At 74.5% G+C, this 26,992-nt stretch carries 20 protein-coding genes; 13 read left to right on the top strand and 7 right to left on the bottom strand.

The window, feature by feature from the left end; genetic code table 11:
* Window positions 1-30 precede the first annotated feature (30 nt).
* From LDL48_RS35995 to LDL48_RS35975, 5 genes are all read left to right on the top strand, one after another.
* Entirely contained in the window at window positions 31-1,629 is a 1,599-nt protein-coding gene (locus LDL48_RS35995) for an NlpC/P60 family protein (RefSeq protein WP_225259620.1), read from the top strand.
* A complete protein-coding gene (locus LDL48_RS35990; RefSeq protein ID WP_225259619.1) occupies window positions 1,626-2,678 on the top strand; it encodes a COG1470 family protein in 1,053 nt (350 codons plus the stop codon). The genes LDL48_RS35995 and LDL48_RS35990 overlap by 4 nt, the downstream gene beginning before the upstream one ends.
* 70 nt (window positions 2,679-2,748) lie before the next feature.
* Window positions 2,749-5,673: an Hsp70 family protein gene (locus LDL48_RS35985; RefSeq protein ID WP_225259618.1), complete on the top strand. Its 2,925-nt coding sequence runs from the start codon at window positions 2,749-2,751 to the stop codon at window positions 5,671-5,673.
* A 313-nt stretch (window positions 5,674-5,986) separates the two neighbouring features.
* Window positions 5,987-6,157 (top strand): hypothetical protein, encoded by a 171-nt coding sequence (locus tag LDL48_RS35980; RefSeq protein ID WP_225259617.1) that lies wholly within the window; start codon window positions 5,987-5,989, stop codon window positions 6,155-6,157.
* Window positions 6,158-6,228: 71 nt separating this feature from the next.
* Window positions 6,229-7,845: a hypothetical protein gene (locus tag LDL48_RS35975; protein ID WP_225259616.1), complete on the top strand. Its 1,617-nt coding sequence runs from the start codon at window positions 6,229-6,231 to the stop codon at window positions 7,843-7,845.
* A 3-nt stretch (window positions 7,846-7,848) separates the two neighbouring features.
* Here the strand turns inward: LDL48_RS35975 and LDL48_RS35970 are convergent, their stop codons facing one another.
* Together LDL48_RS35970 and LDL48_RS44315 are read right to left on the bottom strand one after the other, a co-directional pair.
* Window positions 7,849-10,938 carry an EAL domain-containing protein gene (locus LDL48_RS35970; RefSeq protein WP_225259615.1) on the bottom strand — a complete coding sequence of 1,030 codons (3,090 nt, stop codon included), beginning with the start codon at window positions 10,936-10,938 and terminating at the stop codon, window positions 7,849-7,851.
* Window positions 10,939-11,020: 82 nt separating this feature from the next.
* A complete protein-coding gene (locus LDL48_RS44315) occupies window positions 11,021-13,663 on the bottom strand; it encodes a response regulator (protein WP_308016536.1) in 2,643 nt (880 codons plus the stop codon).
* A gap of 290 nt (window positions 13,664-13,953) precedes the next feature.
* Between LDL48_RS44315 and LDL48_RS35960 the strand changes: the two genes are divergently transcribed.
* The 4 genes from LDL48_RS35960 (at window position 13,954) to LDL48_RS35945 (ending at window position 17,846) form a co-directional block, all read left to right on the top strand.
* Window positions 13,954-15,354, top strand: a complete 1,401-nt coding sequence (locus LDL48_RS35960) for an FAD-dependent oxidoreductase (RefSeq protein ID WP_225259614.1) — start codon at window positions 13,954-13,956, stop codon at window positions 15,352-15,354.
* Window positions 15,338-16,576, top strand: a complete 1,239-nt coding sequence (locus LDL48_RS35955; RefSeq protein ID WP_225259613.1) for an MFS transporter — start codon at window positions 15,338-15,340, stop codon at window positions 16,574-16,576. The genes LDL48_RS35960 and LDL48_RS35955 overlap by 17 nt, the downstream gene beginning before the upstream one ends.
* A 26-nt stretch (window positions 16,577-16,602) precedes the next feature.
* Complete coding sequence (locus LDL48_RS35950) at window positions 16,603-17,031, top strand: MmcQ/YjbR family DNA-binding protein (protein WP_225259612.1); 429 nt, start codon at window positions 16,603-16,605, stop codon at window positions 17,029-17,031.
* 176 nt (window positions 17,032-17,207) lie between these two features.
* The gene (locus tag LDL48_RS35945) at window positions 17,208-17,846 is read left to right on the top strand and encodes a hypothetical protein (RefSeq protein WP_225259611.1); all 639 of its coding nucleotides are present in this window, start codon (window positions 17,208-17,210) and stop codon (window positions 17,844-17,846) included.
* A 122-nt stretch (window positions 17,847-17,968) separates the two neighbouring features.
* Here the strand turns inward: LDL48_RS35945 and LDL48_RS35940 are convergent, their stop codons facing one another.
* Together LDL48_RS35940 and LDL48_RS35935 are read right to left on the bottom strand one after the other, a co-directional pair.
* Entirely contained in the window at window positions 17,969-18,637 is a 669-nt protein-coding gene (locus tag LDL48_RS35940) for a DUF1048 domain-containing protein (protein WP_225259610.1), read from the bottom strand.
* A 2-nt stretch (window positions 18,638-18,639) separates the two neighbouring features.
* Entirely contained in the window at window positions 18,640-19,014 is a 375-nt protein-coding gene (locus LDL48_RS35935) for a PadR family transcriptional regulator (protein ID WP_225259609.1), read from the bottom strand.
* Between the two features lie 124 nt (window positions 19,015-19,138).
* Between LDL48_RS35935 and LDL48_RS35930 the strand changes: the two genes are divergently transcribed.
* Window positions 19,139-19,723, top strand: a complete 585-nt coding sequence (locus LDL48_RS35930; RefSeq protein ID WP_225259608.1) for a hypothetical protein — start codon at window positions 19,139-19,141, stop codon at window positions 19,721-19,723.
* Window positions 19,724-19,729: 6 nt separating this feature from the next.
* Here LDL48_RS35930 and LDL48_RS35925 read toward each other — a convergent pair whose 3' ends face one another.
* Window positions 19,730-20,239, bottom strand: coding sequence for a pectate lyase (locus LDL48_RS35925; RefSeq protein ID WP_225259648.1), 510 nt, complete (start codon window positions 20,237-20,239; stop codon window positions 19,730-19,732).
* Window positions 20,240-20,298: 59 nt separating this feature from the next.
* Between LDL48_RS35925 and LDL48_RS35920 the strand changes: the two genes are divergently transcribed.
* Both LDL48_RS35920 and mycP read left to right on the top strand, forming a co-directional pair.
* Window positions 20,299-20,949, top strand: a complete 651-nt coding sequence (locus LDL48_RS35920) for a hypothetical protein (RefSeq protein ID WP_225259607.1) — start codon at window positions 20,299-20,301, stop codon at window positions 20,947-20,949.
* 70 nt (window positions 20,950-21,019) lie between these two features.
* The gene (mycP, locus tag LDL48_RS35915; RefSeq protein ID WP_225259606.1) at window positions 21,020-22,234 is read left to right on the top strand and encodes a type VII secretion-associated serine protease mycosin; all 1,215 of its coding nucleotides are present in this window, start codon (window positions 21,020-21,022) and stop codon (window positions 22,232-22,234) included.
* 71 nt (window positions 22,235-22,305) lie between these two features.
* Here mycP and LDL48_RS35910 read toward each other — a convergent pair whose 3' ends face one another.
* On the bottom strand, window positions 22,306-22,602 hold the full coding sequence (locus LDL48_RS35910; RefSeq protein WP_225259605.1) for a WXG100 family type VII secretion target: 297 nt from the start codon (window positions 22,600-22,602) through the stop codon (window positions 22,306-22,308).
* A gap of 16 nt (window positions 22,603-22,618) precedes the next feature.
* Window positions 22,619-22,954, bottom strand: a complete 336-nt coding sequence (locus tag LDL48_RS35905) for a WXG100 family type VII secretion target (RefSeq protein WP_308016535.1) — start codon at window positions 22,952-22,954, stop codon at window positions 22,619-22,621.
* A 129-nt stretch (window positions 22,955-23,083) separates the two neighbouring features.
* Between LDL48_RS35905 and eccCa the strand changes: the two genes are divergently transcribed.
* A complete protein-coding gene (eccCa, locus tag LDL48_RS35900; RefSeq protein ID WP_225259603.1) occupies window positions 23,084-26,989 on the top strand; it encodes a type VII secretion protein EccCa in 3,906 nt (1,301 codons plus the stop codon).
* Window positions 26,990-26,992 lie beyond the last annotated feature (3 nt).

Raw genomic sequence — 26,992 nt, 5'->3', positions numbered from 1 at the left:
CGGTGGATTGTGGGTCCTACGCTGGCGCTCATGCCAAGGTACGCAGCGGAACAGATCTACGGTTTCGCCCGCCGGGCCGGGTTCAACCCCGACGAAGCGGCAACCATGACCGCGATCGCGCTGGCCGAGTCCGGCGGGAACAGCCGCGCCCACAACCCCCGCGGCGAGGACTCGCGCGGGCTGTGGCAGATCAACGGCCGCGCCCATCCGGACCTGGTGGCCCGGTTCAACCTGTTCGACCCGCAGGACAACGCGAAGGCGGCGTTCCTGGTGTCCCGCAAAGGCGAGGACATTTCGCCGTGGACGGTGACGCACGGCGGAAACAGCGCGCGTTACCTGCGATACAAGGACGAGGCGCAGAACGCCGCGGTGGCCAACGGTGACGGGCCCGGGCGCGGGGTCTGGACCGGCACCCCCGGGTACGGCCACCCGGTCGCGGCGTCCGGCGGGTCCAGTTCGGACAGTGGGACGAACGACGCTCCGCAGGCGAATCCGGGCGGTGGGGACAACGCCGCACTGGAAACCTTCCTGCGGGTGTCCCGGGCGCAGGTCGGCGACCCGTACGTGTTCGGCGCGGAGGTCAAGCTCTCCGACGACAACCCGGACGTATTCGACTGCTCGGAATTCACCCAGTGGGCCGCCCACCAGGCCGGGACCAAAATCCCGGACGGCGCCACCGCCCAATATCTCCATCTGAAGGAACGCGGGATGCTGATCCCGGTCGAGAAGGCGAAGGACACGCCGGGCGCCCTCCTGTTCTCGTTCGACCGCGAGCCGCGTCCCGGCGACGGCCGCACGCCGGGCGCCCACGTCGCGATCAGCCTCGGCGACGGCAAGATCGTGGAGGCCGCGAACCGCCGGGCCGGCGTCCGCGAGTCCACCGCCGGCGACCGTTTCGAGTACGCCGCCGTGCTGCCCGGCATCTCCGACGGCACCGCCACACCGCTGGCCGGCCCGGCGCCCGTGCCCGCACCGGTTCCCGTGGTCGAGCCGGTCGCGGCGCCGCTGCCCCCGCCGCCACCACCCGAACTGGGCGGCCCGGACAGCGACCGGGACGGCCTGAGCGACGCGCTGGAACGCCGCCTGGGCCTGGACCCGCTGCGCGCCGACACCGACGGCGACAACCTCACCGACGCCCAGGAGCTGATCACCCACGGCACCGACGGGCGCAAGGCCGACACCGACGGCGATCAGCTCAACGACGCGTTCGAACTGGCGCAGGGCCTCAATCCGCTGGCGCCGGACAGCGACGCCGACGGTCACCTCGACGGCAGCCTCGCGCCGCTGCGCGTGGACACCGACGCGGACGGCATGGACGACGCGCTGGAACAGGTCATGGGCCTGAACGCCAAGCTCAGCGACAGCGACTCGGACGGCTTCAGCGACGGCCTGGAGTACCGCTCCGGCGCCGGTGCGATGAACGCCCTGGACACGCCGATGATGCACCGCCCCGGCACCGCCCAGCCGCTCGGCACCGCCCAGCCGGGCACCGGACAGCCCGGCACCGACCCGCTCGCCATCGGCCAGCTGCCCGGCACCGGCCTGCCGGGCGTCACCCCGGCCGGCGCGCCGTTGCCGTCCGGGGGCACCGCCGCCGGTGGCGCCGCGACCGATGACCCGGTGCCGTGACCGTCGAACTCACCCTGCCGGCCGAGCCGGTGACCCTGGCACCCGGCGTGGTCACCCGGGTCCCGGTGGAACTCCGCAACCTCGCCGCCGCGCCGGCCGCCCTCCGCCTCGCCGTGGCCCGGGGACGGGCCGCCGGCTGGGCCGTCGACCCGCCCGCGGTCACCGTGGACCCGTACGCCACCACCGGCGTCGACCTGGTCCTGCAGACGCCGCCGGACCAGCCGCCCAGCCCGTCGCTGGTGCCGTTCACGGTGCACGCGCTGGACGCCGCCACCGGCGAGCCGGCCGGATTCGCCACCGGGCTGCTGACGGTGGCGCTGCCCGTACCCGTGTCCGGTGCCCTGACCGCGCGGACCGGCGAACCGCACGCGTTCGACCTGCGTCTGGTCAACGACAGCGACCGCCCCGCACCGGTCCGGATCACGGCCGAGCTGGATCCGCCGGCCGGCAGCATCGCGGCCGAGCCGGCCGCGGTGCGTCTCGAGCCGGGCGAGTCGCGCACCGCGCTGGTGCGCGCCAAACCCGCCAGACCCTTCATGGGTACGCCGAAGCCGTACTTCGTGGTCGTCGCCGTCACCGACGCCCACGACCCGGACCGCCCGCCGCTGTTCACCGCCACCGGCAACGGCAGCCGCAAACCGCGGGTCCGGTCCTGGATGGCCGGCACCGCGGCGGTCGTGCTGGCGCTGGCCGCCACCGCCGCGGTCGCCCTGTCGGATGTCCGACTGCCGCTCCCCGGCACCAAACGGGCCGCCAAACCCGCGGCCACCCCGACCACCCCCGCGGTGTCCCGCCCCTACGCGCTCGTCGACGTGTTCCCGCACCGCGGCCCGGACGGCGGCAAGGCCGAGGCCGAGTCGCAACGGGCCCGGCTGGACACCGCCGGCATGCCGGTCAAGCTGGTGGACAGCCTGGCCTCGGACGTGCTGGAGGACAAGGGCACCGGCTTCTGGGTTCTGCTGCAGGACGGATTCGCCAACCCCGAGGCGGCACAGGCGTTCTGCACACAGTGGCGGGTGGTGGCGCCCAAGTGCGCGGTCACGCCGTGACCGCGACATGCACCTACGGACGCCCGTCCGGCGGTGCCGGAGCCGGGTGGTTGGGCCTAAGGTCGACACCGTGGTGATTCAGTACGGCCTGGGCATCGACCTCGGCACCACCCAGACGGCGGCAGCGGTCCGGGCGGAGGGCCGGGTCGACGTCGTGCGCCTGGGCGCCCGTCGTCCCGAGATTCCCTCGCTGGTGTTCGTGAAACCGGACGGCGGACTCCTCATCGGCGACGCCGCGGAACGCCGCGGCCAGGCCGAGCCCGCCCGGCTGGCACGCGAGTTCAAGCGGCGGATCGGCGACCCGGTGCCGATCCTGGTCGGCGGTTCACCGTTCTCCGCGCACGCGCTCACCGCCAAGCTTCTGCGGCACGTGCTGGACAGCGTGCAGCAACTCCAGGACGGGCCGCCGACCGCGGTGACCGTGACGCATCCGGCCAACTGGGGACCGTACAAGCGCGAGCAACTGGACCAGGCGGTGCGGCTCGCCGACGCCGGGCCGGTGGTGCTGCGGACCGAACCGGAGGCCGCCGCGCTGCAGCACGCCACCGCCCGGCGGATCGCCTCCGGCGAGACGGTCGCGGTGTACGACCTCGGCGGCGGCACGTTCGACGCCGCGGTGCTGCGCCGCGACGGCGACGGCTTCGTGCTGCTCGGCGAGCCCGAGGGCATCGAACAACTCGGCGGAATCGACTTCGACGAAGCGGTCTTCGGCCACGTGATCGGCGTGCTGGGCAGCCGGGCGGAAAGCCTGGACGCCGACGACCCCGACGCGGTGACCGCGCTGGCCCGGCTCCGGCGCGACTGCGTGGAGGCGAAGGAGGCGCTCTCCTTCGACACCGAGGTGATGATCCCGGTGGCGCTGCCCGGGCTGCACACCCGGGTCCGGCTGAACCGCTCCGAACTGGAGTCGATGATCGCGCCGTCCCTGGAGGACACGGTGGACGCGATGCGCCGGGCGTTGCGCTCGGCCCAGGTGGACGCCCCCGGACTGAGCGCGGTGCTGCTGGCCGGTGGCTCGTCCCGGATCCCGTTGGTGGCGCAGCTGTTGTCCACCGCGTTCGAACGTCCGGTGGTCGCCGATCCGCATCCGGAGCACAGCATCGCGTTGGGCGCGGCGGTGGCTACGGCGGCGGTGGTCGGCGGGGCGTCGCCGTTCGCGGCGGCGGTGGCGCCGGAACCCGAGCGGGGCGCGGGGGGTGGCCCTGCTGGTGCGGCTGGGCTTGCCGGCGCTGGTGCGGCTGGGCTTACTGGCGCTGGTTCTGCTGCTGCTGGCGCTGGTTCTGCTGCTGGCGCTGGTTCTGCTGCTGGCGCTGGTTCTGCTGCTGGCGCTGGTTCTGCTGGTGCTGGCGCGGTAGGTGCGGCTGGGCTTGCGGGCGCCGCCGGTTCGGCGGGCGCGGCTTCCGGGGTGGCGAGGGCGGGCGGCGGTGCGCCGGCGAGTGCCGGTGGAGCGGCGGGCGGCGGTCTGACGCCGGCCGGTGCGGCTCAGACTGCTGCGGCGGGTGGCGGTGCGGCGGTGGGGCGGGTCGTCCAGTCCGGCACGGGTCCGGCGGTGTCTCCCGGCAGTCCTTCCGGTGCGGGCGGCGGCACGGACGCGCCCCGGATCAACACCCCGGTCGTGGCAGGAACGGCCGGCCGGACGCAGGTCCAGAACCCGGCCGGACCCGCTCCGGCCCGACCCGGTGACACTCAGCCGAGTGGCGCCGCCGCCGGGACCGCCCCCACAGCCGGGGCCACCGCCGGGACCGCGCCCACAGCCGGGACCACCGCCGGGGCCACGCCCACAGCCGGGGCCACCGCCGGGGCCGTGCCCGCAGCCGGGAGCGCGCCGACGGCCGGGGCCGGGCCGATCGGCAACCCGCACCCCGCCGGATCCGTCGGCCCGGGTTTCGCCGACCCGGCCCAGCAGAGCCCGCCCGGGTTCGTCGCGGCGCCGTTCGCCCCCGGCCGCCCGATCGACTACGCGCCCACGCCGCCCGTTCCGCCGGCGACCGGCACCACATTCGGCGGCGGCGGCAAGGGCAACAGCCGCAAGCTCATCATGATCGCCGCGGCCGCGGTGACGGTGCTCGCGGCCGGCACGGCTACCGCGGTGGCGATGAGCCGCAGCGACGACCCGGACCCGAAACCCGGCGGCCCCGCCTCGGCGGCCGCATCCGCGTCGGCCCCGGCGCAACCGCCGCCGTTCCCGACGGACACCATGCTGGCCCGCGCGGACCAGGGCGACGCGTTCCCGGCGAGCAGCTACCACATCGTCAGCTTCACCCCGGGCGCCGCCGAACGCACCACGCTGCCCGGCACCGAGGGCCACGCGCTGCCGCACTGGTCGAACGACCGTACCCGGATCGCCACCACGAAACGCGACGGCGACACGGCGTCGATCTGGGTCCGTGACGCCGACGGCGGCAACGCGAAGAAGATTGTGGACGACGTCGCCGGGCGGGTCGCGTGGTCCGCGGACGACACCAAGTTGGCCTTCATGCGGCGGGTCGGCGACGTCTCGCAACTGTTCACGATCACGATCGGCGAGTCCGAGCCGAAGCAACTCACCCGGTCGGACGCGGTGAAGGACGATCCGGCGTGGTCGCCGGACGGCTCGACCATCGCGTACTGGGTGCAGATCAAGGGCGTACCCCAGCTCCACCTGCTGTCGGTGGACGACCCGGACGAGCCGGGACAGCAGATCACCTCCGGCGACGCAGGCCCCGGCGTCGACCCGGCGTGGTCGCCGGACGGCTCGACGATCGCGTACACGCACATCACCGGTCGCGACAAGTCCGACATCTGGCTGGTCGACACGGACGGCGGCAACGCCCGCGAGTTCACCGACCATCCGGACCGGGAGATGGACCCGACCTACTCCCCCGACGGCAGCTGGATCGGGCTGGCCCGCGGGGACCTGGCCCGGCCGAAGATCACCATCGTGAAGGCGGACGGCTCCGACGAGCGCGTCCTCACCCCGGGCAACGCCCGCGAAGGGCACCCCGGCTGGTCCTGATCCGTCCGCGGCGCCAGGCCGGATCTTGACGGCTGGCCGAATCCTGGAGCCGGGGGGGGGGGGGGGGGGCGGGGGGGGCGGCCGCCCCGCGCGCCCGCGCGCCCCCCCCCCCCCCCCGGCCCCCCCCCCCCCCCCCCCCCCCCCCCCGCAAGAAGGTCCGCCGCCGGGATCTGCGCGCGGGACGGAGCCGGGCCCGGCGGGACAGTGACGTTCATCTTCTGGTCAGCCCACGGTCGCCCGCGGGCGCCGGCGGAGGGGCACCATGGACGGCGTTCGTTCCTTACCTCCGCCGACCCACCAGCGAGCGACGGTCATGATTGCCTTCGTCGTCATTGTTCTGGCCGCCTGCTACGGCGTCCTGCTGGCCGCCCTCGACCGGCCGCAGTCGCGCGACGACCGCCACACCGAGCGGTGCACCGTCGCCTTCCTCGCCGCCGGCGCGGTCACCGTGGCCGCCGGTGTGACGCACCAGGTGCTCGGCTGAACGCCGGGGGCAGCGCCGGCCGGACGCGCCTCCACCGCACGGTCGGCCTGGTCGTCGCGGCGCTGGTTCTGGTGCCCACGCTCGCGCTGACGTGGTGGTCGGCGCTCAACGGCGACGTGACGTACGCGCTGGGCGGCATCGCGACGGCGGGCCGCGGCGGGGTGAGCGTCTGGGACGTGTTCGTGGCGCGGCCGTTGGCGTACCGGTTGCTGGTGGGCGGGCTGGAAGCGGGCCGGAGCGTGCTGGTCGGTGACTCCTCGCTGACCGTCTCGCATCTGGTCGTACGGATCGAGGCCGGGCTGCTCGTGCTGGCCGTGACCGTGGTGCTGTTCCTCGGCGTCCGGCGTTTCCTGGGCACCCGGCCGGCCGCCGTGATCGCCGTCGCCACCGGCCTGGCGCTGGTGGCCGCGCCGCCCTGGCACTTCCTGGAGCCGGACTGGGCGGCGGCGCTGGCGGCCGTGCTCGCGGTCGGCGCCGCGTGCGCTCCCCGCCGGGTCTGGCTGGGTGCGCTGCTCGGCGGTTCCGCCGCGTTCCTGACCGTCGCCGTCAAGCTGGCCACCGCGCCGATCGGGTTGCTGGCGCTGCTGCTGGTGGCGGTGCTGAGCCGGCGCCGGGCCGGGTGGGCGGCGGCGGTGACCGCGGTCGTCACGGTCGTCTGGTACGTGCTGACCGAACAGTTCCTGCCGTGGGAGTGGTGGTGGCTGCGGGATCAGGCGAGCCTGGTCGGACAGTCGCCGATCCATCATGGGCTCCGCTGGCGGGACGCCTACCACCTGCGCGACGCGGTGGGCAACGTGGCGATCCTCAGCCCGGTCGTGGTCGTGGCGCCGGCCGCGGTGGCGGCGCTGATCCGGCGGCTGCCGCCGGGGCGCGGGCGCTGGTTCGCCGCCGGCTTCGCGGTGTTGGCGGCGGGCGTGTCGGTCGCCTCGGCGTACGGGCAGGGCGAGTTCTTCATGTACCACTTCGCGGTCGTCCCGGTTCTGGCGGCGGCGGTCTGGGGCGCCGCGTTCGCGCTCTGCGCCCCGGCCCGGGTGCCGCTGGTCGTCGCCACGGTGCTGGTCGCCGTACCCGCGGTGGTGTTGCTCCGGTTGCCGGCCGACTGGCGCCTGCACCACCTGCAACCGGTGATGGCCGGGGCGGCGCTGGTGGCGGCCGTGGCCGCCGGTGTGGTGTGGGTGGCGGCCGGGCGCGCCGCCGGTGCCGGGCCGCAACGTCCGTCGTGGGTGGTGTGCGCCGTCGCCATGTGCGCGGTGCTGCTCCCGGCGTCGTTGCCCGGCAGCGCGGTCGCGTTCAGCGCGCACAACCACACCATCGTCAACAAGCCGCCGACCAGCTACGGGTACGACCGGCTGAGCGACCGGATCGGCCGGGACACGCCGGTGCTGTACCTGGCGTTCGGCAGTGTCGGGCACGTGATGGGCAATCCGACGACCTGCCGGTATCCGTCGCCGCAGTGGCTGCAGCGGGCGTCCCGGCATCCGCTGGTGCGGGACTACCCCAGCTACGCCGACAACCTGCGCTGCCTGACCGGCGACCGGCGGGCCCGCTATCTGGTGTGGCAGCCGGGATGGTTCGACCTGACCGGGGCCGATCCGGTGGTGCGGTCACTGATCGCGTCCCGGTTCGACTGCGCCCCGGCGGCGCGGGTACCCGCGCCGCCGAACCTGGTGGTCTGCCCGGCCCGCTAGGTGTTATACCCGGTACTCGACGGCGTAGTGGGCGTGGTGGTTCCGCAGTGCGGCCGAGCACAGGAACTCGGCCGCGTCGTCGGCAGCGACCGGGCGGGAGAACAGGTAGCCCTGGCCGTAGGTGCAGTCGGTCTGCCGCAGCTGGTCGCGCTGGCCGGTCGTCTCGATGCCCTCCGCGATGACCTCCAGGCCCAGGTTGGTGCCCATCTGCACGATCGTGCGGGCCAGTTCGGCGCTCCGCTCGTCGGTGCCGAGCCGGGAGACGAACGACCGGTCGATCTTCAGCGCGTCGATCGGCAGGTGGTACAGCGCCTCCAGCGACGAGTATCCGGTGCCGAAGTCGTCGATGTGCAGTTCGACGCCCATCTCGTGCAGCTCGGCGAGCATCCGGCGGGCCTGCTTGACGTCGTGCATGATGACGCCCTCGGTGATTTCCAGCGCCAGGCGGTGCGGCTCCAGGTCCGCCATCCGCAGACAGTCGCGGACGTCCTCGAGCAGGCGCCCGTGCCAGAACTGGCGGTTCGACACGTTGACGCTGACCCGCAGGTTGTGGGCGTCCGGTACGACGCCGTGCCACCGCCGCAGCTGGGCACACGCCTCCATCAGCATCCACCGCCCCATCGGCAGCATCAGGCCGGTCTCCTCGGCGATCGGCAGGAACTCGGCCGGCGGGATCAGCCCCAGCGTGGGGTGGCGCCAGCGCATGAGCGCCTCGACGGCCGCCACCTCGCCGGTGTCCAGGCGCACAATCGGCTGGTAGTGCGCCTCCAGCTCGTCCAGTTCCAGCGCCCGGCGCAGGTCCGCCTCGGTACGCAGCCGCGCCACCGCCTTGGCGTGCATGTCCACGTTGAAGATGGTGTGCGAGCCCTTGCCGCCGCCCTTCGCCGAGTACATCGCGGTGTCGGCGTCCCGGATGATGTCCTCGGCCTGCGCGTAACCGGTGGCGCTGAGCGAGATGCCGATGCTCGACGACACCACCACCTCCTCGTCACCCAGCCGGAACGGCGCGGTGAGGGCGGCGTGGATGCGTTCCGCGACGGCGACCGGCCACTCCGGTCCGGCGAGGCCGTGCAGCAGGATGGCGAACTCGTCGCCGCCGAACCGGGCCGCGGTGTCGGCGTCCCGGGTGCACTCCTTGATCCGCTGCGCGACCTGCACCAGCAGCTGATCGCCGGCCAGGTGGCCGAGGCTGTCGTTGACCCGCTTGAACCCGTCGAGGTCGAGGAGGAGCACGGCGAACTGGTAGTTCGACCGTCGTTCGGCTCGGGCGATGGACTGCTGGAGCCGCTCCATGAACAGGGTCCGGTTCGCCAGCCCGGTCAGCTGGTCGTAGAGCGCGGCGTACTGCAGCCACTCCTCCCGTTCCCGCAGCGACTCCAGGACGGCCTCGTGGTCCAGCGCGATGGTCAGCAACGCCGTCCACTGGTTCATCATCTCCCGGCCGGTGGACAGCCAGGCCTCGATCGGGCCGACGATCGCCAGCATGCCCCAGTCGCTGGCGTTGACCTTCATGGGCGCCACGAAGACCATGTCGTCGGCCGTCAGCTCGGCCCAGCGGATCACCTCGGGCGGCGGGAACGACCGCGGCGTGGAGACCGGGAGGGCCGGCAGCATCCCGTTCGGCCCGCCGCGCTGGAACATGGAGACGATGTCCAGCGTCCGGTCGGCCGGCGCGGCGTCGGCCGACTGCGCGGACCACAGGCCCAGGCATCCGCCCCGGGCGTGGGTGCCCTCGATCCAGGCCAGCGTGCGCGGTCCCTCCTCGTGACTGCGCAGCAGGTTCATGCTGACCTGGTACTGGGTGTTCAGCGTGTGCGCGAAGGCGTTGCCGGCGTAGTACTGCGCCCGGGCCTCGCTCTGCCCGAGGGCCGCGACGATCTCGTCGGTGCAGTTCTCGACCCGTTCGGCGGTGACGTCGTCCCCGGCGTTGCGGGCCGTGGCCACCATGTGCCGGCCCAGCGTACGGACACAGCGCATGATCTCGACCAGGCTCTCCGGTCGTTGCTGGAGCCCGTGCAGATCAGCCAGGACCTTCCGCAACTCGAACGAGTCGGGCCCGGGCACCCCGTCCGCGGCGGCCTGGATCGCCGCCGTGATGCGGTCCGCGCCGCGGCGGATCGCGGCGCCGGCGCCCGGGTCGACCTGCGTCCCCTCGAGGATCGCGGCCAGGTGGGCCGCCAGGTCGTCGGCGCCGGTGACGGAGCGCGGGGCGGTGGCCGCCGGGTTGCCCAGCGCCAGCGTGTCCGGGCACCCGCACGACTCGCGCGGCACGAACGGGGTCGCCACGTGGTAGCACCCGGCCGGTACCTCCCGGCCGTCGAGCTGGGTGAGCAGGATCTCGACGGCGCGGCTGCCGATCTCGTCGAACGACTGCCGCACGCTGGACAGGCTCGGCGTCAGGTACACCACGCCGTCGATGTCGTCGAACCCGACGATCGCCTGGTCCTGCGGCAACCGGTAACCGGCGGTCGTCAGCGTGCGCATCAGGCCGATGGCGTTGTAGTCGTTGCCGGCGATCACCGCGGTGGACGGCATGCCCGCGGCGATCATCGCCCGGCCGGCCCGCTCGCCGCCGGTCTCCTGGTTGTCGCCGGTGTCGAAGAGCAGGTCGGGCCGAGGTTGGATGCCGGCCTCGAGCAGTGCCTCCCGGTACGCCTCGTACCGCTCCCGCAGGTCGCGCTGCGCCGGGTTGCCGGCGAACGCGATCGTCCGGTGGCCGTGCTCGACCAGGTGCATGACCGCCTCGCGGACTCCGGCGCGGTTGTCGGGCAGCACCACCGGGCAGGGGAATCCGTCCAGGTCGTCGCTCACCATGACCACCGGCTTGCCGGTCGCCTGGATCGCGGTCAGGTACTCCCGGTCGACCGCGTTGAGGACGATGACGAAGGCGGAGATGTGGTCCCACGCCACCGGGTGGCGGAACTCCGGCGGGTCGGACAGGTCGACGTTGACCGTACCGGCGTCGAGGGTCTGGATGGCGATGATCCGGCCCCCGGCCGCGACCGTGGCGCGCTTGATGCCGCCCAGAATGCGCCCGAAGTACGTGCCACCGAACGAGGTGGAGAGGACACCGATGGTGAGCCCGTTCCGCACCGCGCGTCCCCTTCCATCACGCCGGCCTGCGCCGCACGCACCTGTTACTACTCTCATCGGTCTAAAACGGGCGGGCATGAGCTCATGCGCTCACCGGGTCCCGGGCGGCGGCCACGCCGGTCAGCTCCGCGACGGTTCGCGCCAGGTCGGTCAGGTTCTCCGCCCGGTCCTTGGCGGTGACGCCGACGACCCTCCCCCGCAGCCGCTCCTTCTCCGCGTCGTCGAGGTCGTGGGTGGTCAGGATCAGGACCGGCACGTCCCGCGTGGCCGGGTCGGCGTTCAGGGCGGCCACCACGTCGAAACCGTCGACCTCGGGCATCAGCAGGTCGCAGATCACCAGGTCGAAACGGTGGCTGCGGGCCTGCCGGACGCCGTCCGCGCCGCCGCCCGCGCGGGTCACCCGGATGCCGGAACCGCTCAGGGCCGCCTCGATCAGCTCGAGGCACACCGGATCGTCGTCGACGACCAGCACGGAGAGTTCCGGGCCACCGCCCGGCGGGACCAGCCCGTGCCGGGCCAGCCAGCTGAGCAGCGCGCGCCGGTCGACCGGCTTGACGAAGTAGTCCGCGGCCCCCAGCGCCAGTCCCACCTCGGCGTCGTCCAGCACGCTGACGATCACCACCGGAACGTTGCGCAGCCGTTCGTCGTCCTTCAGGCGCGCCAGCACCTCCCACCCGTCGATGCCGGGCAACTGGACGTCGAGCAGGATCACCTCGGGCGGGCAGGCGCGGGCCGCGGCCAGCCCCTCCTCACCGGTGCGCGCCACGTGCAGCCGGTAGCCGGCCTTCTCCAGGTAGGCGGAGAGGAGCTGGGCGGCGGCGGGGTCGTCCTCCACGATCAGGACGCCGGGGCAGGCACCGGCGAGGTCCCCGGGCGACGCGGTGTGCGCGGACGTGGCCGGCAGGTAGACGGTGAACTTCGCGCCGTGCCCGACGATCGACTCGAGTTCGATGCGCCCGCCGTGCGCCTGCACCAGCCGGCGGGCGAGGGCCAGCCCCAGGCCGGTACCCGCGGCCGCCGCGTGCGGCTCACCGACCTGCTGGAACTCGTCGAAGACCCGCTGCTGGTCCGCCGCGGCGATGCCCGGCCCGGTGTCCGCGACGCTGATCGCGATGTCCGCGCCGACCCGCCGGGCGGCCAGGTAGATCCGCCCGTGCTCGGGGGTGAACTTGATGGCGTTGGACAGCAGGTTGGTGACGATCTGCCGCAGCCGCACCCGGTCGGCGAACACCGGCAACGGCGCCGCCGCCACGGTGACCTCGAGGCTCTTGTGCCGGGAGAGCGCCGCCAGGGTGGTCACCACCTCGCCCAGTTCGGTGGACAGGTCCAGCGTCTCCCGGCGCAGCTCGACCTTGCCCGCCTCGATCTTGGCCAGGTCGAGCACCTCGTTGATCAGCCCGACCAGGTGCTGCCCACTGGAGTGGATGTGCTGGATCCAGTCGGTCGGCACCCTGGTCTCGCCGTCGACGGACTCCTCGATCCGCATCAGGTCGCTGAAGCCGATGATGGCGTTCAGCGGCGTCCGCAGTTCGTGGCTCATGTTCGCCATGAAGTCGTTCTTGGCCTCGCTGGCGGCGGTCAGCGCGGTGACCGACGCGGAGAGCTCCGCGGTGAGGCGGTCCCGGTCGGCGAGCAGCACGGCCCGTTGCGCCAGCGCCGCGGCCTGCCCGCCGAGATCACCGAGCAGCTGGACGTCGTCCGCGGCGAACAGGCTCCGGTACTGGTGCAGCAGCAGCAGGACGCCCTGCCCGGCCGGCAGGTCCATCGGCGCCGTGGTGATGAACCGGGCGTCCATCAGGCCGGCGTACGCGCGGGCCGCCGGCAACCCCTCCGCGGCCGGTCCGCCACCGGACAGGTCGACCGTGCCGGTCAGGCCCCGCAACGTCGTCACCTCCCCGACCGCCGGCCCCGGTACGGCCGCCGCCGGCACACCCACCCGGGCCAGCTCGCGGACGTCGTCCTCCGGCGAGCGGACCAGCACCACGACCGCGCCGGCGTCGGTGGCGGCGCGCACCGATTCGGCGTAGCAGCGCCAGATCTGCTCCGGTTCCGCGTCCGGCGGCTCCTGGAGCAGGCGGCGGACCACGCCGTAGGCGGCGCGGCTGGACCAGGACCGGCGGAGGAACGCCGGCGGCGTGAACGCCATCACGTACCCGGCCGCCGACAGCAGCACCAGCAGCTGGGTGAGCTGACGCACCGACGCGACGCGGTCCGCGTCGAGGCTGCCGACGCCGGCCACCAGCACCGCCGCCGCGAAGAGCACGGTGGCCGCGGTCGCCAGCCACAACCGGGTCCGCGGCGAGCCTCGCCGGCTGCCGGCCAGCCGGGCCAGGAACGCCGCCGCGCACAGCTCGGCGACGACGAACATCGCCACCACGGTCAGTACCACCGCGCGGGTTCTCGCCTGTCCGGACACCAGCACCGCGGCGCTCGCCAGCCAGGCGACCAGGGCGCCGTGGTAGACCCAGCCGGGCAGCGGGCCGACCCGCCGCACCACCCGCATGGTCAGGAACGCCTGGCCCAGCAGCAGCGCGGACACCAGCAGGGTGACCAGCCGGGGCGGTTCGCCCACGGTCTGCCGCAGCACGGCCAGGACGAAGAACACCGACGCGGCCGAGAACATCACCGCGACGGCCGCCTGCAACGGGTCCCGCCGGCGCAGGTAGGCCAGCAGGACCCGGGCGAAGACAGCGGCGAACAGCGCCTCAGCGATCAACGTCAGCACCACAGCGACCCCGGCCTCCCACGGACTACGCGCAACGTACCGTCGCACCCGCCGAAACCGGGCGGAAACCGCACTATCCGGAGCTCATGGGCAGCCCTCATCAGCGTTCTCTGATATCACTAGATCCTGATGCGTATCTCGCCCTACGGCACGAAAATGGCCCCTTGAAGCCGCTCACTAGCTTGACAGATGTCTAACCCTCGGGCAAGGTGGGCACGTCAGTTCGAAGGGGGTCTAGGAGAGGTCCGGTTCCGGCCGTGACCCGCCCCCTCTCCACCGAGGAGCCTGCGATGAGCGAGACCACCACCCTCCCGGTCGTCGTGATCGGCGCCGGCCCGGTCGGCCTGGCCGCCGCCGCCCACCTGGCCGAGCGCGGCATCGCCTTCACCGTGCTGGAGGCCGGCGACGGACCGGCCGCGGCGATCCGGCAATGGGGGCACGTCCGGCTGTTCTCCCCGTGGCGGTTCGACATCGACGCCGCCGCGGCCCGGTTGCTGTCCGACGCGGGCTGGGTGCGACCCGACGACGACCGGCTGCCCACCGGCGCCGACCTCGTCGCCGACTACCTCCAGCCCCTGGCCGACCTGCCGGCGATCAAGCCACACGTGCGGTACGCCGCCCGGGTCACCGCGATCACCCGCCTCGGCCTCGACCGGCTGCGCACCACCGGCCGGGACGCGGCCCCGTTCCTGCTCCGGCTCGCCACCGGCGACGACGTGCCGGCCCGCGCGGTGATCGACGCCTCCGGCAGCTGGTACACCCCCAACGTGCTGGGCGCGTCCGGCATCCCGGCGCACGGCGAGGCCGACGCCGCGGCGTACCTCGAGAACGCCCTGCCCGACGTCCTGGGCCGCGACCGCGACCGGTTCGCCGGACGCCGCACCCTGGTGGTCGGTGCCGGGCACTCCGCGGCGAACACCCTGCTGGCCCTGGTGGAGCTGGCCGAGCAGGTGCCGGGCACCACGGTCGCCTGGGCGATCCGCTCGGCCGGGCCGGCCCGCACCTACGGCGGGGAGAGCGCCGACGCCCTGCCGGCCCGCGGGGCGCTCGGCAGCCGGCTGCGCGAACACGTGCAGGCGGGCCGGATCACGCTGCTCACCGGCTTCGGCGTGCAGCGGCTCACCGGCACGCCGGCGGGGGCCGTGGAGGTCTCCGACGGCAGCCGCACCGTGACCGCGGACCGGATCGTGTCGGCGACCGGCTTCCGGCCGGATCACACGCTCGCCGCCGAACTGCGCCTCGACCTGGACCCGGTGATGGGTGCCACCCGGGCGCTGGCCCCGCTCATCGACCCGAACGAGCACTCCTGCGGCACGGTCCCGCCGCACGGCGCCGACGAGCTGGCCCATCCGGAGGCCGGCTACTACGCCGTCGGCGTGAAGAGCTACGGCCGCGCCCCGACGTTCCTGCTGGCGACCGGGTACGAGCAGGCCCGTTCCGTGGTGGCCGCCCTGGACGGCGACTGGGCGGCGGCGCGGGACGTGCAACTGGACCTGCCGGAGACCGGCGTCTGCAGCAGCGGTTCCGCGGTCGGCGACGACTGCTGCGGCCCGGCGGCGGACAGTTCCGCCGCGCCGGCCGGCCGTGGCCTGGCGACCGGCGTCCCGGGCGGACTGCTCGCGGCGCCGCTCACCCTGGTGTCGCTGGGTGCCGGCACCGACGGCGCGGAAACCGGTGGCTGCTGCGGCTGACGTCTCGGGCGGCCGCCGGGTGAGCCGGTCCCGGCGGCGCAGGATCGTCGCGGCGCTCGCGGTCACCCAGACCGTCGGCTACGGCACGCTCCACTACGCCTTCGCCGTCCTGCTCACCCCGGTGGCCGCGGACCTGGGCACGTCCACCACCACGGTCACCGGCGCGTTCACCGCCTCGGTGCTGACCTCCGCGGCCCTCGCCGTGCCGGTCGGCCGGTGGCTCGACCGCCACGGCGGCCGGGCCCTGATGACCGCCGGCTCGCTCTCCGGCGCCCTGCTCCTGCTGGCCTGGGCGCAGATCACCGAGACCTGGCAGCTGTACGCCGTGCAGATCGGACTCGGCGCGGCCGGGGCGGCGAGCCTCTACGAGGCGGCGTTCGCGGTCGTGATCGCCTGGCACTCCCCGGCCGGCCGGTCCGCCGCACTGCTCGCGCTGACCGTGGTGGCCGGCTTCGCCAGCACCATCTTCCTGCCGCTCACCGGCTGGCTGGTCGACCGGCACGGATGGCGCGCCGCGCTGCTGGTGCTGGCCGGGGTGCAGGCGGTGCTGACCGTACCGCTGCACGCCGTCGTGCTCCGGGCCGTTCCGCGCCCGGCCGTGGCGCCCGGTCCGGTCACCGGGCCGGGTCCGGCGAACCTCCGGGCGGTGCTCGCCGACCGCGGCTTCTGGTTGCTCGGGACCGGCTTCACCGCGCACACCGCCGCGGTCAGCGTCGTCAACGTCCACCTCGTCGCCGCGCTGACCAGCTGGGGGCACTCCGCCACGTTCGCCGCCACCACCGCCGGCCTGTTCGGGGTCCTCTCGGTCGCCGGCCGACTCGCGGTCACCGGCCTGCAGCGCCGCCACCGGCTGGCGGGCGTCGTGGCGGCGGTCTTCGCGGTGCAGGCGGTGGCGGCGGCCGGGCTGCCGCTCACCGGGCGCGACGCGGTGGCGGCGGTCGCCGGCGTGATCGGGTTCGGGCTCGGCTTCGGGGTCGGGTCGATCGCCAGGCCGGTCCTGCTCGCCGACCGGTACGACACCCGCCGGTACGCCACCATCGCCGGGGTCCTGGTGGTGCCGATGACCGTCGCGAAGGCCGCCGCACCGCTGGGTGCCGCGGCCGCGCACACCTACGCCGACAGCTACGCGCCGGTGTTCGGTGCGGTCGCCGTCGCCTGCGCGCTCGCCGCCGCGGCGCTGGTCGCCGTCCGCCCGGCGTCCCGCCCGGTACGGCCCGGATGACCGTCCGCATCGACTACCGTGACGGGATGCCCCAGGACCGGAGCCGGCCCGCCCGGGTCGAGGACGTGCACGAGCTGGCCGAGGCCATGCCGCACGTCACCGTCGTGCACGGGACCGACGACAGGCCGGCCTATCAGGTGGGCGGCAAGTGGTTCGTGTTCTTCCGCCCCCCGCGTCCGGACGCGGTCGACCCGGTCAGCGGCGAGCGCTACCCGGACGTGGTGGTGTTCCGGGTGGGGTCCGAGGCGGACAAGCAGGCGCTGGTGCAGGACCCGGACTCGCCGTTCTTCACCACCGCGCACTTCGACGGCTACCCGACGGTGCTGCTGCGGGCCGGCCGGATCGGTGAGCTGACCCACCGGGAACTCGCCGAGGTGATCCAGGACGCGTGGCTGTCCCGCGCCTCGGCACGGCGCGCGGCGGCCTGGCTGAGCGCGCATCCGCCGGCCGGATGACCCGGCGGCGCAATGCGCCGAGTGGACGGATCTCCGACCCCGAATTCCGGGTCCGCCGCCGTCCGGCCGAGAGATGCACCCCCTGGTCCAGTTTCGGGCGCGTCTCCTGGCCCGGGGGTGGGCGCGTCGCGTACACAAAGGACGCTGTCACCCACCCCCACCGAGGAGGCCGTCGCATGCGGCGCAGCCGGATTCTGCTCATCACCGCCCTGATCGGTACGGCCGCCGCGGCGCCGGCCTCGCTGGCGGTCGCGTCGGACGGCCGGTCGCCGACCGCCGGGACACCGGACACGGCCGTCGGGGAGCGGTACGGGATCGTCCGGTACGACTCCTCCGCCCGCCGGTGGGCGATCGTGTCCGGCGGCGTCTTCCGCGGCAGCGGTCTCACCGGCGTCTCCTGCGCGCCGGGCACCGGGGTCCTGACCGTCACGTTCGCGCCGCTCACCACGATCGGCACGTTCACCGTCGACGAGGACGACGCCTACGCCGGCCGACTCCACGCCGGTGCGGCGCTGACCACCAGCACCATGGCGATCACCTTCCGGGCGACCGGCGGCGCCGCCGTCCCGTGCCACTCCGCGGCGGTCCGGATCCCGCACAGCAGCCTCCAGGTGTGGATCCGGGGCGGCTCGGCCGGCGCGCCGGCGACCACGCTGCCCACGACGAGCCGGCCCCCGACCCCGCCGGCGCCCGGCACGCCGACGCAGACCCCGCCCACCACCCTGCCGCCCACCACACCGACCGTGACGCCGCCGACCACCGCACCGCCGCCGCCGGTCGAGGACCCCGACGAATCCGACCCGGCCGACGGCTGAGTACGCGCACCGGGACCACCGCCACCGGCGACGTCGGCGCCGGTGGTCAGCTGGTGATCACCGGTGGGAGCGCCCGGTCGTCACCGGGCGCCGGCCGGCGAGACGGTGGGAGCGCCCGGTCGTCACCGGGCACCGGCCGGCGAGACGGTGGGCGGGCTCTCCCGGAGGGCCCACGCCCGGGCCAGCACGGTCGCCCCGGCCAGCGCGCCGAGCACCAACGCGACCTCGGCGAGGATGACCGGCGCCGCGGTGCTGTAGCCGGTGGACCAGGCGAACGCCATGGTGACCGGAGTGATCAGGGCACCGGCCAGGGGCAGCAGCACGGTCATCCGCCGGGCGATCGGCCCGATCCGGGACAGGTCGCGCAGTTGGACCCGCACGGCGATGATCGCGCCGGCCACCACGACGGCGGCCGGGATGCCGTAGTAGACCGTGACGGCCACCTGGACCGGCACCGGCTCCGGCGGCATCATCGCGCGGGTGAAGGCCCCGGCAGCCCACTCCAGCAGGAAGAAGCCGATCAAGGCGCCCACCGCCGCGCCGAAGAACGTGGTCTCGAGAAGGCGGCGGCGTTCCGGGACCACCCGCGGAAGACCGGCCTCGGCGGCGAGCCGGCGCGCGAAGGACGCCACGTCCGGGCCCAGCAGTTCGCCGGGTCCGCGCCCGTCGGCGGCGGCCGACTCCAGGTCGGCGCGCAGGTCGGCGGCGAGCCTCGCCCGGTCCGCCGGGCTGATCCCGTACCGGCGCCAGGCCCGGTCGGCCTCGGTCAGGGCGGTGTCGATCGGATTCACGGTCAGCTCCTCGAGGATCGCTCGTCTGAGTCGGTGAGGATCGCGTCCACGGTGCCGCTGAAGCGGTTCCACTGCTGCCGCCACCCGGCCAGCCGCGCCCGGCCGGCGTCGGTGAGCGCGTACACCCGGCGGGGCGGGCCGGCGGCACTCGCCTGCTGCTCGTCGGCGACCAGCCCGAGCCGCCGCATCCGGGTGAGCAGCGGATAGATCGTGCCGTAGCCGACCGCGCCGAAGCCGGCCCGCTCCATCCGCCGGACCAGTTCGTAGCCGTGCGCGGGCGCATTCGCCACCAGCGCGAGCAGGCACATGTCCAGCGCACCGCGCAGCAGCTGGGTCTGCCGGTCGCCGTCGGAGGCCGGATCGTCCGCCGCTATCATGCGACACATAATAGCGGTCCGGCTCCGCGGCGGCCGCCCCGCACGGATTCCGCGTCTCCCGGGCCGGGCCAGGCGTTTGCTACATTCATGTCGATAAATATCTTCTCGGCAGCGGAGGACGTCCGTGACCCTGTCCCGCCTCAAGTACGTCGCGGTCGCCGTCCTCGCCGCCGCCGCGCTGGCCGCGCCCGGCGTGGCGCACGCCGTCCCGGCCCGGGCCGCGGAAGAGGTCATCACGTGGACCCTGAACCGGGTACCGAACCCCACCCCGGACCAGCAGGACGCGTACGCCCGGATCAGTGCGGCCATGGACGCGGCGGTCGCGCGCTACAACGCGCTCAGCGACCTCGGCAAGGTCGTCACGGTCTCCTACGTGCCCGGCGTGCCGACCGCGGACGGCAACCTCAACGGTTCCATCCGGTTCGGCGGCAACCGCAGCTACATGACCGAGCGGACCGCGCTGCACGAGATCGCGCACACCGTCGGCGTCGGCCTGAGCAGCGGCTGGCAGACGCTCTCCGCCGGTGGTCCGTGGCGCGGCGCGCAGGCCACCGCGCTCGTCCGCCAGTACGACGGAGCGAGCGCGGTCATCCACACCGGCGGCGGGCACTTCTGGCCGTACGGCCTGAACTACGAGAACGAGTTCAGCCAGACCAGCGCGGAACGCCACGTGCTGATCGTCGCGGCGATGAAACGCGACGGACTCTGAGCCCGGTCACTCGACGGTGACGCCCTCCGCGACGCAGGTGACGCCGTCCGGCTCCGACCCGATCTTGGTCGGCTCGTCGCCGGTGTCGTCGCCCTCGAAGATGTCGCAGAGGCCGATGTCGTCGGCGCCCGCACCGGTGAGCGCCTTGCCGAAGTCGCTCACCGCGAAGTCCCGGATGGTCACCGAACCACCGGCCAGCCGGTTGTCCTGGCAGACCTTGTCGGTCCCCTTCGCCGCGGAACCGCCCTCCACCAGCACGGTGGCGCCGGAGCCGGTGAACGTGGCCGCGTCCTCGCCGACGTCCTCCCGGGTCACGTCGCGCAGCGTGCAGCTGCCGAGGCAGTGCACGCCCAGGATCACGTTCGTCAGCGCGGCACCGTCGGCCAGCTCGAACGTCGCGTCCTGGCCCTCGGACTGGCCGCCGTCGCCGAGTTCCGGTCCGGCCACGAACCGTCCGCCGGCCCCGTCGAACGTGCCGGTGACCTCGATCGTCGCGTCGACCGTCTGATCGGCCAGGGTGGCCGGGGATCAATCCCCGGTCGTGGAGGTTGTGTCCCGTCGGCATGATCGGGGGCATGGTTCCCTCGGTCCTGATCGGTCTCGTCCTCGTGCTCTGGCTGTCGACGGCTCGGACCCGGCGACTGCGGTGGCTCGTCGCCGCGGGGCTGGCCGCTCTGGCCGCCGCCGCCGCCCTGCTCGCCACGGCGTTCCCGCCGGCCCTTGTGGAGATCACTCTGATGTCGATGGCGGTCGCCATGGTGGTGGTCGCCGTGGCGGGTGCCCGGCAGCGCCGGCGGCTCGGCCCGGCACCGGCGTCGTGGGCGCGGTGGCCCTTCCGGATCGCCGCTTGTCTGCTGGTGATGAGCCTGTGCGCGATCGCGGTGGTACTCCGCCCCGGGCCGTTCCTGCCGTCCACCGACACCGTGCTGCCGCTGCCGGCGGGTTTGCACGCCGCCGTCGAGCCGCCTGACGACGGCAGCTGTGGCACCGGCTCGTGCACGCAGACCATCACGGTCACCGGCCCTCCCGGTCAGCCCGGTGCCGACGTGTACGCCGCCGTGCGACGGCACGTCGCGGACCGCGGCTGGGGCCGCGGCTGCCGCCGGGCCGGGTGGCTCCTGGACCGGACCACCGCCTGCATCGAACTGGCGCAGCGGGACGACCGGGTGATGATTCACCTGTCCGGCGACCGCGACGACCTGGCACATCTGGTGACGCTCGAGTGACGCGGCCGGCCGTGGCCGGTTGCGGCCAGTGGGCGTCGCCCGGGCCGGCGGGCCGAGACGATGGCCGGTCATGGGGCTCGCGCATGTTCTGCTGTCCGTGACGCTGACGGCCGGCCCGGTACCGCTGCGGGCGCCGCCGGCCGGTGCCTGCGCCGACCCGGACCCGGCCCGGCCCGCGGTCACCGCGCGGCCGTGGGCGCAGCAGGTGCTGGACCCGGCGTCGGTGTGGCCGTTCAGCACCGGCGCCGGGGTCACCGTCGCGGTGGTCGACTCCGGCGTGGACGCCGACCATCCGCAGCTGCGGGCGGACGGCGTGGTGCGCCGCGGCGAGGACTTCCATCTCGTCGGCGACCTGCCGGGCGACTTCGACTGCGACTCGCACGGCACGGCGGTGGCCAGCATCGTCGCGGCACGGCCGGTGCCGGGGGTGGGCTTCGCCGGGCTGGCGCCCGGGGCACGGATCCTTCCGGTACGGGTCAGCGACCGCGGCTACACCGACACCGGCGGGGTCACGATGATCGACCCGGCGGTGCTGGCCCGGGGCATCTGGTACGCGGCCGACCACGGCGCCAAGGTGATCAACCTGTCCCTGGCCGGCACCGGCGACAGCCCGCTGATCCGGGACGCCGTGGCGCACGCCCGGGACGCCGACGTGCTGGTGGTGGCGGCGGCCGGCAACGGGCAGGAGGGCGGTACGCCGCGGCGGTCGTTCCCGGCCGCGTACGACGGGGTGCTCGGGGTGGGCGCGGTGGACGAGTCCGGGGTGCGGCTGCCCGGTTCGCAGATCGGGCCGCACGTGGACCTGGTCGCGCCGGGCGGCGGGGTGCTCGCGGCCACCCGGGCCGGCGGCCACCAGTACTGGCAGGGCACCAGTTTCGCGGCGCCGTTCGTGGCGGCGACCGCGGCCCTGGTGCGCGCGGCCTGGCCGGGACTGACCGCCGACCAGGTGGCGGCGCGGATCCGGGCCACGGCCACGCCGGCGCCCGGCGGCCCGGGCAGCGCGGCCTACGGGGCGGGGCTGGTGAACCCGTACCGGGCGGTGACCGACGGGCTGGTCGACACGGCGCCGGCGGTGCCGCCACCGCTGCGCCGGGAGCCGGCGCCACCGGCGCCGGAACCGTTGCCCGCGCTGCGGATCCTCGGTACCGCGGTGGCGGTCACGGTACTCGCGCTGCTCGGCGCCGCGCTGCTCGGGCGGGGCCGGCGCAGGCGATGGCAGGTGCGGCGCGCGGCTCCGGTGTCGGGGGGTTTCGGGTGGGGGCCGGACCACGACGGCACGCGATAGTGGGACGCGGCCCGGAGCACGACGAAAGGGGAACCAGCCGGCGGCGGTTCCCCTTTTCGTTCGGCGTACCCCTAAATGGTGGTGCTGCCCACCCGCGCGACCGCCGCGGAAAGCGCCTGCTGCAGCTCCTGATTGGCCTGTTGCACGCCGCCCTTGAGCGCGTCCAGCATGGTCTGCTGCGCCTCGGACACCTGCTTCCAGGCCGCGTTGACCTCCTCGAACTGCCCGCCCGCCTGGTCCAGCCAGTCGGCCGAGGTGGCCCCGGCCGTGCTGCCCCAGGTGTCCATCTCCTGCTGCACCCGGCCGACGGTGGCGACGATCTGGTCGGCCAGGCCGTCCAACTGCCCGAAGTTTCCCTTGATCAGCATGTCTCGTCCCCTTCCGTCAGGACCGCAGAGCGCCGCCGAAGGCACCCAGGTTCTGGACCTTCTCGAAGTTGGCGCGGTTGGTCTCGTCCGCCGCGACGTACGTGTTGACCGAGTACGCGGTGTTCTCACCGAGGGCCCGCAGCGCCGCGACGAGCCGGTTGATGCCCTCCTCCCAGGTCTGGTGTGCGCCCTCGAAGGCGACCCGGCCGGTGCCCTCCCACTGGCCCCGCAGCGCCTCCACCGTGGGTCGCAGCGAGGCGCGGTGGCCGTCGATGCTGCCCGCGACGTTGCCCGCCACGGACGCGGCCCGCTCGAGGGTCTCGGTCATACCGTGCAGCTGGTCTCCCGCCACAAGCTTCTCCCGTTCCCTTGGTACGTCTGGTCTGCACCGAAGCTAGGCGGGTCCGGGAGCGGCCGACCGGCGCCGTCACCTTCCTGCCAGTCGCGCAGACGCCGCCGCCGGGCGGGTGAGGATGCCGGGATGGCTACCGTGACGGTACGGCGACCGGCCCGGCGCCCGGCACCGGAGATGCCCTCGGGCGACCTGGTGCTGGAGGCGCCGCCGGAGATTCCGGCGCCCGCCGAGCGGCAGTGGACGCAGCTGCTCACCCTGCTGCCGATGGTGGTCGTCCTGGCCGCGGTGCTGCTGATGTCGGCCGGCTCGGCGACCGGCACCGGGCGGCTCGTGATCTACGGGCTGTTCGGCGCGGTGATCGTGGTGATGCTGCTGGTCACGCTGCTGCGGGGCGGCGGGGCGAGCGGGCCGAGCATGGCCCAGGCCCGCCGGCTCTACCTGCGGCGGCTGGCACAGCACCGCAGCCGGATCCGGCGCGACATCGGCCGGCAGCGGGCGGCGACCGCGTGGCTGCACCCGGAACCGGACCAGCTGTGGGCGGTGGCGGCCAGCCCGCGGCTGTGGGAGCGGCGCGGCGACGACGAGGACTTCGCGGTGGTCCGGGTGGGCACCGGTCCGCAGCAGCCGGCCACCGCGCTGGTGCCGCCCAGCACGCAGTCCTGGGAGATGCTGGAACCGCTGTCCGCGCTGGCCCTGCGGCGGTTCCTGCGGACGTACGCGCAGGTGCCGGGGCTGCCGCTGGCGATGCCACTCACCGGGTTCGCGCGGGTCCACGTGCAGGGCGACCGGGAACGCGCGGTGGCCCTGGTGCGGGCCATGCTCGGCCAGGCGGTGACGATGCACGCGCCGGACGACCTCCGGGTCGCGGTGTGCGCCGCACCGGACCGGCTGCCGGCCTGGGACTGGGTGAAGTGGCTGCCGCACGCCGGGCATCCGGAGCTGACCGACGCGGCCGGGCCGGTCCGGCTGGTGGCGCCGGAACTGGCGGTGCTGGAGACCGTGCTGGCCGGCCTGCTCGCCGCGCGACCCCGGTTCGACCCGGACGCGCTGCACCCGGCCGGCGGCCCGCACCTGGTGGTGGTGTGCGACGGCGGCGGTACGCACGGCTCGGAACACCTGGGCACCGGCGGCGGCCTGGAGGGCGTGGTGGTCCTCGACCTGAGCCCGGCGCCGCTGCGGTCCCTCGACCGGTCCACGCTGGTGCTGGACGTGGACGCCCGCGGCGGGCTCGGCGTGGTCACCCACGCCGGGCGGACCGGGATCGGCGCGGCCGACGGGCTCGCCGCGACCGGTGCGGCGGCACTCACCCGCCAGCTCGCGCCGCTGCGGCTCAGCGGCGCGGACGCCGGAGAGCCGGTACTCGCCGCCGACCTGGGCCTGGCCGACCTGCTCGACCTCGGCGACCCGTGGACGTTCGACCCGGACCGCGCCTGGCGGCCCCGGCCCGGACGGGACCGGCTGCGGGTTCGGTTCGGCATCGGCGCGGACGGCGTACCGGTGGAACTGGATCTCAAGGAGTCGTCGCAGGACGGCATGGGACCGCACGGGCTGCTGATCGGGGCGACCGGTTCCGGCAAGAGCGAACTGCTGCGCACGCTGGTCCTCGCGCTCGCGGTCACGCACTCCCCCAGCACGCTGAACTTCGCGCTGATCGACTTCAAGGGCGGCGCCACGTTCGCCCGGATGGACGCCCTGCCGCACACCAGCGCGGTGATCACCAACCTGGCCGACGCGCTGCCGCTGGTGGACCGGATGGCCGACGCGCTGAACGGCGAGCTGATCCGGCGCCAGGAACTGCTGCGCGCGGCCGGGAACTTCTCCTCGTTCCGCGACTACGACCGGGCCCGGGCCGCCGGGGCACCGCTGCCCGAGGTGCCGACGCTGCTGGTGGTGTGCGACGAGTTCAGCGAACTGCTGTTCAAGAAGCCCGACTTCATCGACATGTTCGTCCAGATCGGCCGGGTCGGCCGGTCCCTGGACGTCCACCTGCTGCTGGCCAGCCAGCGGCTGGACGAGGGCCGGCTGCGCGGGCTGGACGGCCACCTGTCGTACCGGATCGGGCTGCGCACCTTCTCCGCCACGGAGAGCCGCAGCGTGATCGGCGTGACCGACGCGTTCCAGCTGCCCCGCGCACCCGGACACGGCTACTTCCTGTACGGCACCGAGCCGCTGGTCCGCTTCCGGTCCGCGTACGTGTCCGGGGTGCACCGGCGGCCCGGTACGGCACCGGGCTCAGCGGACCCCGACGACGACGTGCAGATGCTGGAGTGGACCACCGCGTACCTGCCGCCGCCGGCGACCGCCCCGCCGGCCGCCGAGGAGCCGGACCACGGCGACAGCCTGCTGGACGTCCTGGTCGGCCGGCTCGCCGGGCACGGCACCCCGGCCCACCCGGTGTGGCTGCCGCCGCTGGACGACCCGCCCACCCTGGACGGCCTGCTCGCCGGCCGGGACGACCTGACCGGCGCGCTGCACGCGGTGACCGGCATCGTGGACCGGCCGCTGGACCAGCGCCGCGACCCGCTCGACCTGGACCTGTCCGCGGGCGCCGGCCACGTGCTGGTCACCGGCGGCCCGCGCAGCGGCAGGAGCACCGCGCTGCGCACCCTGATCAGTGCGCTGGCACTCACCAACCGGCCCCGCGACGTGCAGTTCTACTGTCTCGACTTCGGCGGCGGCGGGCTGGCGGCGCTGCGCGGGCTGCCGCACGTGGGCGGGGTGGCGCACCGGCAGAACACCGGCGCGGTCCGGCGCACCGTGGCGCAGGTCGCCGGCGTACTCGCGGAACGGGAACGGCGCTTCGCGGAACACGACGTGGACGGCATCGCCGCCTACCGCGCGGCGCGGGCCCGCGGCGACTTCCCCGACGACCCGTACGGCGACGTGTTCCTGATCGTGGACGGCTGGCCGACGCTGCGCAAGGAGTACGAGGACCTCGAGGAGACCGCGGTCGACCTGGCCGCCCGCGGGCTGGCGTACGGCGTCCACGTGGTCGCCGCCTGCGCCCGCTCGTTCGACCTGCGCCCGGCGGTCCGCGACCTGTTCGGCAGCCGGCTGGAACTGCGGCTGGGCGACCCGGTGGACACCGCGGTGGACCGGGAGGCGGCGCAGCGGGTGCCGAAGGACGCACCGGGCCGGGGCGTCGCCGCCACGAAACACCAGATGCACCTGGCGCTGCCCCGGACCGACGGGGTCCGGTCCGAGGACGGGCTGCGGGACGCGACCGCGGCGCTGGTGCGGGCGGTCGCCGCGGACTGGCCGCAGGAGCGGGCCCCACGGGTACGCCTGCTGCCCGCGACCGTACCGTTCAGCGCGCTGCCGGACCGCGACGACGGCCTGGCGGTCAGCGTGGGCATCGGCGAGGCGGACCTGGCCCCGGTACGCCTCGACTTCGCCGCCGACCCGCACCTGCTGCTGCTCGGCGACGCCCGCTCCGGCAAGACCGGCTTCCTGCGCATGCTGGCCCGGCGGATCACCGCCACCCGCACCCCGGCGCAGGCCCGGATCGTCCTGGTCGACCACCGGCGCGGCCTGCTCGGCGAGATCCCGGACACCCACCTGCTCGGCCACGGAACCGACGGCGCCGCGACCCGCCGCCTGGTCACCGAGGCCGCCCAGGGCATGCGGGAACGCGCCCCCGGCCCCGGCGTCACCCCCGACCAGTTGCGCCGCCGCAGCTGGTGGCAGGGCCCGGAACTGTTCCTCCTGATCGACGACTACGACCTGGTGGTCAGCGCCCTGGACAACCCGCTGCAGCCGCTGCTCGAATTCCTGCCCCAGGGCCGCGAACTGGGCCTGCACGTGGTGGTGACCCGCCGCAGCGGAGGCGCCGGCCGGGCCCTGTTCGAACCGTTCCTGGCCCGGCTGCGCGACATCGGCTCACCCGGCCTGATGCTCTCCGGCGACCGCGGCGAGGGCCCGCTGCTGGGCGGCCTCAAACCCGAGGTGCTGCCGGCCGGACGCGGCCGGCTGCTGACCCGGGGCGAGCCACCGCGCCTGCTGCAACTGGCCTGGCTCCCCGAATCCGAGTGACCG

The sequence above is a fragment of the Jidongwangia harbinensis genome (assembly GCF_020216025.1).
Lineage (GTDB): Bacteria > Actinomycetota > Actinomycetes > Mycobacteriales > Micromonosporaceae > Actinoplanes > Actinoplanes harbinensis.
This window is presented reverse-complemented; position numbering and strand designations above follow the sequence as displayed.

What these genes read in the sequence shown, in the direction of transcription:
- LDL48_RS35950 (WP_225259612.1), top strand. Translation starts at nt 16,603, where the DNA reads ATGCCCCAGGACCGGAGCCGGCCCGCCCGGGTCGAGGACGTGCACGAG.
- LDL48_RS35910 (WP_225259605.1), bottom strand. Translation starts at nt 22,602, where the DNA reads ATGCTGATCAAGGGAAACTTCGGGCAGTTGGACGGCCTGGCCGACCAG.
- eccCa (WP_225259603.1), top strand. Translation starts at nt 23,084, where the DNA reads ATGGCTACCGTGACGGTACGGCGACCGGCCCGGCGCCCGGCACCGGAG.
- LDL48_RS35935 (WP_225259609.1), bottom strand. Translation starts at nt 19,014, where the DNA reads ATGATAGCGGCGGACGATCCGGCCTCCGACGGCGACCGGCAGACCCAG.
- LDL48_RS35945 (WP_225259611.1), top strand. Translation starts at nt 17,208, where the DNA reads ATGCGGCGCAGCCGGATTCTGCTCATCACCGCCCTGATCGGTACGGCC.
- LDL48_RS35960 (WP_225259614.1), top strand. Translation starts at nt 13,954, where the DNA reads ATGAGCGAGACCACCACCCTCCCGGTCGTCGTGATCGGCGCCGGCCCG.
- mycP (WP_225259606.1), top strand. Translation starts at nt 21,020, where the DNA reads ATGGGGCTCGCGCATGTTCTGCTGTCCGTGACGCTGACGGCCGGCCCG.
- LDL48_RS35995 (WP_225259620.1), top strand. Translation starts at nt 31, where the DNA reads ATGCCAAGGTACGCAGCGGAACAGATCTACGGTTTCGCCCGCCGGGCC.
- LDL48_RS35980 (WP_225259617.1), top strand. Translation starts at nt 5,987, where the DNA reads ATGATTGCCTTCGTCGTCATTGTTCTGGCCGCCTGCTACGGCGTCCTG.
- LDL48_RS35920 (WP_225259607.1), top strand. Translation starts at nt 20,299, where the DNA reads ATGGTTCCCTCGGTCCTGATCGGTCTCGTCCTCGTGCTCTGGCTGTCG.